The sequence below is a fragment of the Streptomyces sp. NBC_00569 genome (assembly GCF_036345255.1).
Lineage (GTDB): Bacteria > Actinomycetota > Actinomycetes > Streptomycetales > Streptomycetaceae > Streptomyces.
The window spans coordinates 8,332,402-8,345,025 of record NZ_CP107783.1 but is presented as its reverse complement, the minus strand read 5'-3'; the positions used below and the strand labels follow the sequence as shown (position 1 = coordinate 8,345,025).

General features: G+C 68.3%; 7 protein-coding genes and 6 pseudogenes. 8 read left to right on the top strand and 5 right to left on the bottom strand.

All coding sequences use genetic code 11. From position 1 onward, the window contains the following. Positions 1-5: 5 nt before the first annotated feature. The gene (locus OHO83_RS37580; RefSeq protein WP_330280431.1) at positions 6-710 is read left to right on the top strand and encodes an SDR family NAD(P)-dependent oxidoreductase; all 705 of its coding nucleotides are present in this window, start codon (positions 6-8) and stop codon (positions 708-710) included. 8 nt (positions 711-718) lie between these two features. Here the strand turns inward: OHO83_RS37580 and OHO83_RS37575 are convergent, their stop codons facing one another. From OHO83_RS37575 to OHO83_RS37565, 3 genes and pseudogenes are all read right to left on the bottom strand, one after another. Further along, positions 719-2,356 (bottom strand): ABC transporter substrate-binding protein, encoded by a 1,638-nt coding sequence (locus OHO83_RS37575; RefSeq protein WP_330280430.1) that lies wholly within the window; start codon positions 2,354-2,356, stop codon positions 719-721. A gap of 103 nt (positions 2,357-2,459) precedes the next feature. After that, positions 2,460-3,170, bottom strand: coding sequence for a MurR/RpiR family transcriptional regulator (locus OHO83_RS37570; protein WP_330280429.1), 711 nt, complete (start codon positions 3,168-3,170; stop codon positions 2,460-2,462). A 57-nt stretch (positions 3,171-3,227) separates the two neighbouring features. Then, a pseudogene (locus tag OHO83_RS37565) lies at positions 3,228-3,452 on the bottom strand (integrase); the annotation flags it as partial. Between the two features lie 38 nt (positions 3,453-3,490). Between OHO83_RS37565 and OHO83_RS37560 the strand changes: the two are divergent. Continuing rightward, positions 3,491-3,640 (top strand): annotated as a pseudogene (locus OHO83_RS37560) (IS5/IS1182 family transposase); the annotation flags it as partial. Positions 3,641-3,656: 16 nt separating this feature from the next. On the opposite strand, the pseudogene OHO83_RS37555 reads toward OHO83_RS37560, so the two are convergent. Then, positions 3,657-3,764: pseudogene (locus tag OHO83_RS37555) on the bottom strand (transposase); the annotation flags it as partial. A gap of 146 nt (positions 3,765-3,910) precedes the next feature. On the opposite strand from OHO83_RS37555, the gene OHO83_RS37550 reads away from it, so the two are divergent. From OHO83_RS37550 to OHO83_RS37535, 4 genes and pseudogenes are all read left to right on the top strand, one after another. Next, positions 3,911-5,287 carry an IS1380 family transposase gene (locus OHO83_RS37550; RefSeq protein ID WP_330280428.1) on the top strand — a complete coding sequence of 459 codons (1,377 nt, stop codon included), beginning with the start codon at positions 3,911-3,913 and terminating at the stop codon, positions 5,285-5,287. 383 nt (positions 5,288-5,670) lie between these two features. Then, positions 5,671-7,052, top strand: a pseudogene (locus OHO83_RS37545) (IS1380 family transposase). 344 nt (positions 7,053-7,396) lie between these two features. Beyond that, complete coding sequence (locus OHO83_RS37540) at positions 7,397-8,536, top strand: ABC transporter substrate-binding protein (protein ID WP_405602430.1); 1,140 nt, start codon at positions 7,397-7,399, stop codon at positions 8,534-8,536. Between the two features lie 37 nt (positions 8,537-8,573). Beyond that, positions 8,574-8,733 (top strand): annotated as a pseudogene (locus OHO83_RS37535) (IS110 family transposase); the annotation flags it as partial. A 17-nt stretch (positions 8,734-8,750) separates the two neighbouring features. Here the strand turns inward: OHO83_RS37535 and OHO83_RS37530 are convergent. Then, a pseudogene (locus tag OHO83_RS37530) lies at positions 8,751-9,098 on the bottom strand (transposase); the annotation flags it as partial. Positions 9,099-9,766: 668 nt separating this feature from the next. Here OHO83_RS37530 and OHO83_RS37525 point away from each other — a divergent pair. Beyond that, entirely contained in the window at positions 9,767-12,424 is a 2,658-nt protein-coding gene (locus tag OHO83_RS37525; RefSeq protein ID WP_330280831.1) for a SpoIIE family protein phosphatase, read from the top strand. After that, on the top strand, positions 12,408-12,608 hold the full coding sequence (locus OHO83_RS37520) for a hypothetical protein (RefSeq protein ID WP_330280426.1): 201 nt from the start codon (positions 12,408-12,410) through the stop codon (positions 12,606-12,608). The genes OHO83_RS37525 and OHO83_RS37520 overlap by 17 nt, the downstream gene beginning before the upstream one ends. Positions 12,609-12,624: the final 16 nt, after the last annotated feature.

Below are 12,624 nucleotides of genomic sequence, written 5' to 3'. Positions count from 1 at the left end.
CGGCCGTGGGACGTACGGTGCTCGTGATCGGCGCGAACGGGGGCATCGGCCGCGCCGTGGTGGACCGGCTCAGGGCGGACGGCTGGTCGGTCACGGGGACGGATCTTCCGGAGATCGACCTGTCCCGCGGCGGCGTGGTGGCGGATCACGTGGCGCGGCTCTGGGCCGAGCAGGGCGGCTTCGACGCGCTGGTGCACGCGGCAGGCGTGTTTCCCGCCGTACCGGTCGTGGACAGCGACGAGGAGCTTTTCGACCGGGTCATGGGTGTGAACACGCGCTCGGCGCTCAGCGCCGGAGCGGAGTTCGTGCGCCGCTGCCGCGCCGCAGGCCGGCCCGGGACGCTGCTCTTCGTCAGCAGCGGGGCCGCCACCCGCGCCCGGCTCGGGACGACCGTCTACGCCGCGTCCAAGGCGGCGCTCGACGCGCTGGTGCGCGGTATCGCGTTGGAGCACGGCCGCGACGGCATCCGCTGCTGCGCGGTGGCACCGGGCTTCGTCGACGTGGAGTCGGCCGTCAACCCCGTCCCTCGGACGTATGTGGATGCGCTGACGCATGCCTCCGTACGCGGGCGGGTCGGGCGCCCCCACGACATCGCCGCGGTCCTGTGCTGGTTGCTCGGGCCGGACGCGAACTGGGTCAACGGGCGGACCGTTCCGGTCGACGGCGGCGACGGCATCGGCACACTGACCGCACCGAACTGGGTCACCTGACCACTGGATCAGCTCACCAGGGGTGGCGCCAGCCGCTGGTTGGCGCCACCGGTGATCCGGTAGATGAGGTGCGGGTGGCCGCGGGCAGGGTCGCGCGTCTCGTCCGGATAGCTCAGCCCGCGCTGGCCCCGCCCCACGAATTGGTGGGCCCCCGTCACTCCGAACGACGTCGACGTACGCAACTGCTCCCGTACGGCGGCGAAGTCCCACGGCCGGCTGACCCGGCTCCACGCCTGCGCCAGCACATTGACCATGTCGTAGTGGACGGCTGCGGCGGCGGGTCCCGGGTCGGCGCCGAACATGGCGCGGAAACGCTGTTCGAACCTCATACACAGCGGGCTGTCCACGTTGCCGATCACCGTCGACCAGAGCAGGCCTTCACTCAGCTCTCCGAGCCGCCAGGCGAACTCCGGGGCCGCCGGCGACCACGCCGCATGGAACGTGGCACTGTCCCGCATCCCGGCAGTAGCCTCCAGGAACGCCCGCAGCGTCGGCTCCGGAAAGACCGACAACGACACCAGGTCGGGATCCGCCATCTCAAGGCGGCCGACGACGTCGGCGAAGTCCAGCGCGTCGTCGGACACCGACTCCAGGAACACCAGATCCCAGCCGGCTTCGGCGGACTGTCGCTGTACGCGCTCGACGACACCCGCATCGAAGGTGCTCGCCCGCTGCAGCACGGCGAGCCGCCGACGTCGCGGCAGGAACGCGCCACTGTCCTCCAGGTCCCGGACCGTGCGCAACAGGCCCGGCACGTACGCGGACTCGGTGGAGCAGACCTGGAAGACCGCGCCGAGCCCGGCCGGGTCCGCGCGCACCCGCTCGGACAACGCCTTCCCAGTCATGCTGTGCAACACCGGAGTGCCGGACGCGTTGGCGGCGGCGAGCGCGGGCAGCGCGACCGGCAGCGGGAAGTTCCCGAACAGGATGCCGTCCACCCCACGGTCCGCCAAGTCTCCTACGGTTCCCAGGAGTTGCTCAGGAGTCACGGACACGGCCAGGTGCTCGATCTCGCGACCGGACACACCCCCACTCGCCGAAATGTCCCGCACCGCCAGCCGGGCGCCCCGCCGCATCTCGAGGACGGAACCACCAGCCAGGCTGTCCGCCGGGTACACCGAGGCGAGCACCGCAGGCCGCCGCAGCGGCGCCCGGGACACCGCCGGCCGCGACACCGGCTCCTGCTCCCCGAGAACGCCGAGCAGCGCCGGGGGCAGGACGAGGTCGGGGCTCGGCAACGGAGCGACGTACGCATCCTCCGCGGCGATCAGGGTGGCCACGGACGCCCGGGCCCGCACCCCGAGCTTGGCGAAGACATGCTCGAGGTGCGTGGCGACGGTACGCCGGGAGCAGGCCAGCACCGCGGCGATCTCCGGGTTTCCCAGCCCTCCGGCCACACAGGTGGCGACCTCCAGCTCACGGACGGTGAGACCGAACGGCACTTCGGTGTCGCACACGTCGAGACGCACCACACCACGACCGGAGTCCGGCACGTCGAGACTCACGCGGCGCACCGTGTTCCCGGTGATGTCCAGATAGCGAAGACTCCGGCCGGGCAGTGCGCGTGCCGCCCGCCGGGCGACCAGCACCAAATCAGGCCGCGAGGCGAAGAACTCGGGGTCACTCCCACTGCCCGACCCGTTCACCGGCTGCAACCACCGCCGCGACCCGGGAAAGGGAGCGGGTAGCCCCTCCTGCTTTCTCACCATAGGTCTCCTCCCCACTCCCCCGGACCGGCCCATCAAGCGCTCATGGTGACAGGTCGAACACTGTCGCGAGCACCCATGATTCCCAGACGTGCGGGAAGGCGCGTGCTGCGCAGGCGCCTGGGGACATGCCAGAGGCCCCGGCGCTCGGCCGAGCCGGGCCTCCGGGGAAGCGACGCCGGCGCCCTCTCCTCGTCCTCCAGGAACGCACAGCCTCGGAGCTCGCCCCCAGCCGCGCCGACGACCCCGCGCGCGTCACCAGTGAGCGGCCCAGGCAACCGCCGCTCACCGAGCGGTGATAGCTCAGCAGCTTGAAGCGCTGCCACTCGTGCTCGGCGCTCGCCAGGGCGCGGCGCGTCTGGTTCGGATCCATCGCGGACAGTTCCACGACGACGCTCTGCACGACAGCCAGTGCCGCGATCAGGGACGGGAAGAAGCCAACCCCCTCTGAGGGCACGGCGATCTGCAGCGTCGCCTTCGTGCCGAGCAGGGGTGCCCCCGAGTCGGTGATCAACACGGCGCCGACGCCCTTCTCCGCAGCGGCGTTCAGGGCCTCGACGGTCGAGGTGTAGATCTGCCAGCAGTTGATGGCGATCAGTAGATCGTCCTCCTGGAGTCTGCCGAGGGTGTTGACGAGGTTCGCGGGGTCGCAGATGTGGACGACGTCGTCGCCGCACAGTGCCGCATTGTGGGCGAGCGCCACCCCGACGGATGCGTAACTGCCCTGCCCGGACGGTGGTGAAGCCGCGCGCAAGCATCTCCCGCATGGTCCGTGCGCTCATCCGTGCCGCACGCCGAACTGTCGTATTCGCGCATCGACCCAGCCCGGCCGCATCAGCTCAGGGGTGACCGTGCGAGCCAGCAGCACGCTGGCATCCACCGCTTTCGTCGTCGGCCGCAGCACCGCCGCGGTCACCGTCCTGGACGCGACATCGATCATGCCCGTCAGCTCGACCTTGCCCACCACTCCGTCGTCCAGGTGGACCAGCACATCCAGCGGAGGGGAGTCGATCTGCATCACCTCGCCCGGCGCGAACGCGCGGCCGTCGCCTCAAGCGGTGGCAGCGCCGGCACAACAGCACACACGCCAAGATCCGCTGCCTCGGCGAGCAGGCCATGGCCACCCTCAAGGGCTGGCGCCTCCTACGGAAACTCCGGTGCAGCACGAACCGCATCACCAACTTCGTGAAGGCCGTCCTCGTCCTTCACCACGCATCAACGTGAGGTTGGAAAAGGCTCAGTCCTGGCGGGCTGCGTAACGGAACGAATTGCGCAGGAGGTGAACCACACACGTCTGGACAATCGTGCGAGGCCAGACAGCCTCCACGGCTTCGGGTAGGCCCTTGAGCAGAGGCCGAGCCGAAAGACCTAGCCTCGCGCTTTCACGAGGTGGAGTGTCCGATGCTTGATCAAATAAGCAAAGAGTGCTTCTGACCTGCAACGATGGGACTTGTCTAGGGTCCTGTTGGCTGCACGGAAAGAAGCACTCTCCAGGTGAAGAAGCGTATCGGGTCGTACCCGCGTGTCCGCATCGAGGGCGGCGGCCGGGCGGTGGTCTCGCAGGCCGGGGGTGTGCTGCTGGTCGAGACAGTCCGCAAGGCCGGCCTGGACGCCGCGATATCAGCAGCGCTGACGCCGTGGCGGAAGGTTCGGGCGGTGCACGATCCGGGCAAGATCCTGCTGGACGTGGCCCTGGCGGTCGCGCTGGGCGGGGACTGCCTCGCGGATGTCGCCATGCTGCGGGCCGAGTCGGCCGTGTTCGGGCCGGTGGCCTCCGACCCGACGGTCTCCCGCCTCGTCGACACCCTCGCAGCCTCCGAGGAGAAGGCCCTGCGGGCCATCCGTGCCGCGCGGGCTGAAGTCCGCCGACGTGTCTGGCGGTTGGCCGGCCGGGAAGCGCCTGACGCGGGCGGGACGGTGACCGTGGACCTCGATGGTGTGCTGGTGATCGCGCACTCGGACAAGGAGGACGCCGCACCCACGTGGAAGCGAACTTACGGCCACCACCCGCTGATGGGGTTCGTCGACCACGGACCGGGCGGCACGGGTGAACCGGTCGTGGCCCTGCTCAGACCAGGCAACGCGGGATCGAACACGGCGGCCGACCACATCACCGCCACCCGGCTGGCCTTGGCCCAGCTGCCGAAGAAGTACCGACGCGGGCGCCGGACCCTGATCCGCACCGACTCCGCGGGCGGCACCCACGACTTCGTCGCCTGGCTCGCTCAGCGGGGACGGTGGCTGTCCTACTCGGTAGGCATGGTGATCACCGAGCAGGTCCACCAGCATGTGATGAAGGTTCCGGCATCGGCCTGGACGGCGGCCGTCGAGGCGGACGGCGGGATCCGCGACGGCGCCTGGGCCGCCGAACTCACCGGCGACGTTCTGGACGGCTGGCCCAAGGGCATGCGGCTGATCGTCAGGAAGGAACGACCGCACCCCGGGGCCCAGTTGCGGCTCACGGATGCGGACGGCATGCGGCTGACCTGTTTCGCGACCAACACCTCGGGCCGGCCGATCGCCGAGCTCGAGCTCCGTCACCGGCTGCGGGCCCTGGCCGAGGACCGCATCCGAAACGCCCGGGCCACCGGCCTGCGGAACCTGCCCCTGCACCGCACAGCCCAGAACCGGATCTGGCTGGAGATCGTGCAGATCGCTCTCGACCTGCTGGCCTGGATGCCGATGCTCGCCCTGACAGGCAAGGCCCGTGTCTGGGAACCCCGCCGACTGCGGCTCCGCCTGTTCACCGCGGCCGGACAGCTCGTGACCACCGGCCGTCGGCGGATCCTCCGCCTGGCCCGGCACTGGCCCTGGACCGGTCACATCACCGCAGGCCTCGACCGGCTCACCCAACTGCCCGACCCTGGCTGACCAGCGGATTCCCCGTCCCTTCGACAGCACCCCAACACCCGGAGCAGTGGAATCCGGCGCCACCCCGAGACGACACTCTGGCCCTCGGCCTGCACAGCCTCAGCCCACGACACGAAAACGGTCCACCGACTCCGTCGGCGGACCGTCACGAAACTTCGAGGCTAACGGAGTCCTATTAGCGCCCACCGGAAAGACGATTTTGGCCGACCAGCCGACTGTGACAACGCTGCCCCAGCCGGCAGGGATCCTGGCGTGGTCTCAGCCTGGATCCACCGGTTGATGTCCGGCCGTGATACCGCCGGGAACGAGGAAGTACCTTGTGACCTGCGATGATGGGAGTTCTCTAGGCTTCCAGCACGCACGATCAGCAAGGCACTTCTGAGATGCAATCTTCCCATGCCGCGGCGAAGGTCTCCGCACGGTTCGATGATCCGAATCTGGTCGCGTACGGCGGGCTCGCGCCGCTGGTGCGCCTGGCCGAGCGGTGCGGGTTGCCGGGTCTGATCGGCGAACTGGTGCGGCTGCCGGCCTCGAAGAACGGCACCGGCGCTTTCCCGTCCGCCAAGGCGATGGCGCTGATCGCGGGCATGGCCGCGGGCGCGGACAGCATCGACGACATGGACCGGCTGCGGCACGGCGCGATGCGGCGACTGTTCACCGGGGTGCGCGCCCCGTCCACGCTGGGCAGCTTCCTGCGCTCTTTCACCCACGGGCATGTCCACCAACTGGCCGCCGTGGCCCGACGGTTCCTGCCCCGGCTGGCCTCGCGCACTCCGCTGCTGCCCGGCGCGGGAACGGTCGCCTACCTCGATCTGGACGACACGATCAAGCCAGTCCACGGCTATGCCAAGCAGGGCGTGGGCTACGGCTACAACACGGTCAAGGGCCTGAACGCGCTGATCGCGACACTGTGCACGCCGCTGGCCGCCCCGGTGATCGCCGCAACGCGGCTGCGCAAGGGCGGCGTGAACTCGGTGCGCGGAGCCGGGTCGTTCGCCGCCGAGGCGATCCGCACCGCCCGCGCATCAGGTGCGAGGGGCATGCTGATCGTGCGGGCCGACTCGGCCTACTACGCCGCCGAGGTGATCGCCGCCTGCCGGGCCGCCGGCGCCCGCTTCTCGGTCACCGTGCGGATGAACGCCTCCATCAAGCAGGCCATCGCCGCCATCGACGAGACGGCCTGGAGAGCGATCAAGTATCCCCAGGCGGTCTGGGACGATGAGGAGGAACGCTGGATATCGGACGCCGAAATCGCCGAGATCCCCTACACCGCCTTCACCTCGAAACCGAAGAAGCAGCAGGTCACCGCCCGCCTCATCGTGCGCCGCGTGAAACGGCTCAACCCGGCGGCGGTGCCCGAGGGCCAGGGTGAGCTGTTCACCACCTGGCGCTACCACGCCGCATTCACCGACAGCACGCTGCCGCTCATCGACGCCGAGCGTGACCACCGGCAGCACGCGATCGTGGAACAGGTGATCTGTGAGCTGAAGAACGGACCGTTCGCGCACGCCCCCTCGGGCAACTTCCAGGCGAACGCGGCCTGGCTCGCGCTGGCCGCCCTCGCCTTCAACCTGACCCGCGCCTGCGGGACGCTCGCCGGCACCGTCCACGCCCGCGCGACATGCGCGACCACCTCATCAACGTGCCCGCCCGGCTGGCCCGTTCGGCCCGGCGGCTCACCCTGCACCTGCCGGAACACTGGCCCTGGCACGAGGCCTTCGAAGCCTTCTTCCACGCCGTGCATACCCCGCCCCAATCAGCCTGACCAGGTCGTATCCAACCCGCCCGCCGGGGCCCGAGAGCTGTCGACAGGTGGAAAAGCTGGGCAGACCAGCGGCCACCCCATGCCCGCCGCCAGACGCATCGCCCCGATCACCGAAAACGATCACTCGCGAAGTAGGCCGGTGGATCCGGGCTCAGACGGCATCGGTCGGGGAACCCCGCCTGAGAGGCGGCTGAGTTACTCTGGTTTCCAGGATTTCCGAATTTGCTGCGTCGACACAATACGCCACTCACAGCGACGGGCCACACGAGACGCCCCGAGTGACGACGTGTTCCTTGATGATACCGGTTATCAATTCATCCCCGTCCCTCGCCCCTGGAACGCCCGTGACCGCACTGCATGCCCGAGCAATCGCCCTCTTCGGCTGCCTTGCCCTCTCGGCACTGGTCCTGACTTCCTGCGGCGCGAGCCCCACCGGCACACCCGCGAAGCCATCGGTGGCCACATCCGCTGCGAACGTAGGCGGCATGGACGCACTGATCGCCGCCGCTAAACAGGAGGGCAAGCTCAATCTGATGGGGCTCCCACGCGACTGGGCCGGCTACGGAGCTCTGATCGATGGCTTCGAGAAGAAATACGGGATCGATGTGAGGGACGAGAACCCGTGGTGGGCTACAGTCTCGGACCAGATTAACGGTGTGAAGAGCCGGAAAGGCCAGGCCAACGCCCTCGACGTGATCGGAGCCGATGACGCGTCCATGCGGGCGGCAGCTCGTCAGCACCTACTAGCTCCGTACAGGGTGGCCGCGTACAACGTGATCCCGAATAACCAGAAGGACCCGAATGCCCGCTGGGCTAACAGCTACGGCGGCTACATCTCCATCGGCTGCGACGCCGCCCGCGTCGAGGAGTGTCCCCAGACTTTCGCCGATCTACTGAAGCCTCGGTACAAAGGTAAAGTCTCGGTCACCGACCCCACCGGATACGTTCCCGGGTTCGCCACTGTTTACGCTGCGGCCCTTGCGAACAAGGGCTCGTTCGACGACATCAACCCCGGAATTGACTTCTTCGTCAAGCTCAAGAAGATGGGTAACGTTAATTCTGTCCCGCTTTCCGTAGCCACGATCGAAAACGGTCAGACACCCATCTCAATCGGCTTCGATTTCACAAATCTAACCTACACCGGCGAGCTACGCAGTAAGGGCGTGAAATGGCGGGTCTCCATCCCCTTCGACGGCAGCTTCGCCCAGTACTATGCGGAGGGAATCAATAGGGACGCCCCGCACCCAGCGGCCGCGCGCCTGTGGCTGGAGTGGCTCCTCAGTCCCGAGGGTCAGAACCTCCGGCTCGACGGTTACGCTCGCCCGGTGCTGATGGACGTTATGGAGAAGAACGGCACCCTCGATAAGGTCGCCGCATCAAAGCTGCCGATTGTTGAGGGCACGCCCGAGTTTCCCACAGACGCGCAGATCGAAAAGGCTAGAGCAGCGATCATTCGAGACTGGGTGAAGACCCTATCGGGCTGACACCTCAGCTCGCGAAAACCGGGCGAATCGGCGAGTACTGTCCCAGCCTGATTCCCGCGCCTCCTACGACAAGAAACGACGCGAGGGAAAACACCACGTCGCCGCTATCGTCTGCCTCGCCCGACGCCGCATTGACGTGCTCTTCGCGATGCTCTGCCGGCACGTTCTACGAGTCTGCAACCAGTACCGCCGCTTGACGAAAACCATAGGGGCACTTTTTTGTCCGCACGTGCGCGGAGTCCAGCAGGACACGGGAGACATCGACGAGGCCGGCATCGTCCAGCCGGTGCACAACCGCCTCGTGCAGCCGACCCCACACACCGGCTCTCGACCAGATCATGAACCGCCGGTGCACCGTCGACTTCGACACCCCAAAACAGGGCGGAAACGCCCGCCAGGCGCAACCGCTGACCAGTACGTAGATGATCGCGGCGAACAGCGTCTCATCAGGCGAGTTCTGCTTTCCGCCACCCTGCGGCCGCACCCGATCCGCTGGAATCAACGGCCTGGCGATCTCCCATAGCCCGTCCGGAACAATCCAACTCCACGTCCCCTGACCCAGGTTGAGGCCAGATCTTTCCCAATTTACCTGCTCTCGAACGGCTCACCACCGCCGTCCTCATCGAGGTGCACGACGAATGGATCGCCTTTCCGCGAAGCTTCCTACCCAAGGGCGGCATGGACTCGATCTACCCTCCGGCGGAAGTTCGAGCCGACGCGATTACACCATTACAGGGGACATGGCCGGAACGCCATAGCGCTTCCCCTGCCAGGCGCACCACCCGGGCTTTCGTCCAGTTCTATTAGGTTTCGGGCACTGATTCCAGATCGGATCCGCAGGAGTCGGCGCTTGCCCATACGTAGGGGGTGGCCGGGCACCTTGTTGACCGGGACGCCGCTTTGGTCGTGGATGACACCCTTGACGGAGGGCGCCCTGTCGGCCGGAGTGCGGCGCCAGTACTTCGGCCCAGCCCGGCTCCAATCGCCCGTGATCAGCAGCCCAGAGGCGGTAGAAACCGATTAAGCGTGTAGAAATGGGTTATGTGCAGAGTTCTGGGTCGGGTCGGGCATAGGTTGGCTCGCTGGGCGAGGAACCTCGGTACGCCCGGTCGGTCTCCTCGTCTGTCGTATGGCCACCCGCGGAACCAGGGGCACTCCCAGCCTCATCAAGGGACGTCGCGCCGGGAGCGCAGGCGCTCCCTGCTGAGTGTGCACAGCCTCGCCGGCCAGATGTTCCTTCTGCAGCTGGCGGTCGTGGTGCTGCTCGTAGCCGCCGCACTGCTGGCTCTCGTGGTCCAGGCTCGGCGTGATAATACGTCCGGTGCCCGGGACCAGACGCTTGCCGCAGCCCGCACGCTTGCGACCTCTCCGGATACCGTGAAGGCATTGGACAGCACCGACCCGACCGCGGTGCTGCAGCCGCGCGCCGAGGCGGCTCGGAAGGCCGCCCGCGTCAATGCCGTCATCGTGTACGGGCTGGACGGGATCATCCTCGCCGACAGCGACCCGAAGCAGATTGGGAATCGCGTCATCGGGCCGTACGCGGATGCAGCGGCAGGCAGGGCCTTCACGAGGACCTTCAAGGGGACTTTGGGTCCGTCCGTGATCTCGGCGGTCCCCGTCAGGGACTCTGACGGATCGGTCGTCGGCATTGTCTCCTCCCTGGTCACGGTCCAGGAGGTGCAGGGCGTGCTGAACCGACAGCTCCCGGTGCTGTTCGGGAGCGCTGCAGCGGCGCTTGCCCTTGCCGCGGGCGGGGCAGGGCTGGTGAGCCATCGTCTGCGGCGGCAGACGCGTGGGCTGGGCCCGGTCGAAATGACACGGATGTACGAACACCATGACGCGGTTCTGCATGCCGTGCGCGAGGGAGTACTGATCACCGGGGGTGACGGCCGACTGTTGCTGGCCAACGACGAGGCCCAGCGGCTGCTGGACCTTCCGGCGGACGCGGCAGGGCGCCACATCACCGACCTGGGTCTTGATGCGGGCCTTGCCGAGCTGCTCGCCTCAGACCGCACGGCCACCGACCAAGTCCATCTTGCGGCCGACCGTCTTCTGGCAGTCAACAAGCGCCCTACCGACCCCTATGGGCCTGCCAGCGGCGTGGTGACGATGAGGGACACCACCGAGTTGCGGGCGCTCTCCGGCAGGGCCGAGAAGACGCGCGAGCGGCTGAATCTGCTCTACGACGCCGGGGTACGGATCGGGACCACCCTGGACGTGACACGCACCGCCGAAGAGCTGGCGGAGGTCGCCGTTCCCCGATTCGCCGACGTCGTCACCGTCGAGCTGATGGACCCGGTCCTGCGCGGCGAGGAACCGTCCGGGGCGAACACCGAGATGCGTCGCACGGCCGTCGTCGGCCTGGAGGCGGACCATCCTCTCTACCCGGTCGGCGAACTGGTCCAGTTTGGTGCCACCAGCCCCGTTGCCGCCGGAATCGCCAGCGGCCGCGCTGTCCTCACGGCGGATCTGGACGCAGCCGATGGATGGCGGGCCCAGGACCCCGAACGTGCCCAGCGGGTCTTGGAGTACGGCATTAGATCCCTGCTTGTCGTGCCGCTCCAGGCCCGGGGAGTGGTGCTGGGGATGGCGGCCTTCTGGCGGGCGGAGTCCTCCCCGCCGTTCGAACATGAGGACGTGTCCTTCGCCGAGGAGCTCGCCGCCCGGGCCGCGGTGTGCATCGACAACGCCCGGCGCTTCACCCGCGAGCATGGAGTGGCGGTGACGTTGCAGCGCAGCCTGCTGCCCCGGGGGGTGCCAGAGCAGACCGCCCTTGAGGTGGCTTACCGCTACCTGCCCGCCAAGGAGGGGGTGGGTGGGGACTGGTTCGACGTCATCCCGCTGCCCGGCGCGCGGGTGGCCCTGGTGGTCGGCGATGTCGTCGGCCACGGCCTGCACGCCGCAGCGACTATGGGCCGGCTACGTACCGCGGTTCACAACTTTTCCGCCCTAGACCTGTCTCCCGACGAGCTGATGGCCCATCTGGATGAACTGGTGGACCACATCGACGCCGCCGAGTCCACCGGCGAGGAGGACGGGCAGAGGATCACAGGGGCCACCTGTCTGTATGCGATCTACGATCCAGTCTCCGGGCGGGTGGCAGCTGCCACCGCAGGCCATCTGGGGCCGGCAGTGGTCCATCCCGACGGCAGTGTGTCGTTCCCCCAGCTACCCATCTCCCCGCCCCTGGGCCTGGGCGCCGGGCTGCCCTTCGAGAGCGCCGAGCTGACCCTGCCTGAGGGGTCCCGGCTGGTGCTCTACACCGACGGGCTGGTCGAGGCCCGCGATCGCGACCTGGACACCGGCCTGGAGGCCCTGCACACCGCCCTGGCTGGGTCCGACTGTGCCCCCGAGGCCACCTGCGCCGCGGTGATCGAGGAGGTGCTGCCCTCCCGGCCCAGCGACGATGTCGCGCTGCTGGTGGCCCGCACCCGCCGGCTGGAGTCCGCCCAGGTCGCCGAGTGGAACGTGCCTTGCGAGCCGTCGGCGGTAGCCCCGGTCCGCAACTCCTGCGCCCGCCAGCTGGCGGACTGGGGTCTGGAGGAGATCGGGTTCGCGACTGAGCTCATCCTCAGCGAGCTGATCACCAACGCCATCCGCTACGGCGGCGAGCCCATCACTGTCCGGTTGCTGCACGACCGCACCCTGATCTGCGAGGTCTCCGACGGCAGCAGCACCTCACCCCGCCTGCGCCGAGCCAAAAGCACCGACGAGGGCGGCCGAGGTCTGTTCCTGGTCGCTCAGTTCGCCCAGCGCTGGGGCACTCGCTACACACCCACAGGAAAGACCCTCTGGACCGAGCAAAACCTCCACGACGGTGCTGTCCCGGCGGGGGAGGACCTCGGCGAGATCATCCTCGACACCTGGGATGACACAGCGCTGTGAGCGTGACTTCGGCATCAGTAACCCGACCCAGGGGCAGGCCCTGCCCGACGCCTACGTGGCGTTCAGCCTGCGCGCTCTGCTCTTCGAGCCCGCTCGCAGGCCCGGTGACCGGCGAGGCCCCACCATCGTCACCGGCATCCCGGCACAGGCGAGGCGGACCCCCGCCGGACCGGTACAAACGTGAGCGGCACCGGCCGTAG

Coding starts and splice junctions, on each gene's coding strand:
- OHO83_RS37525 (WP_330280831.1), top strand. CDS start 9,767: ATGTTCCTTCTGCAGCTGGCGGTCGTGGTGCTGCTCGTAGCCGCCGCA.
- OHO83_RS37520 (WP_330280426.1), top strand. CDS start 12,408: ATGACACAGCGCTGTGAGCGTGACTTCGGCATCAGTAACCCGACCCAG.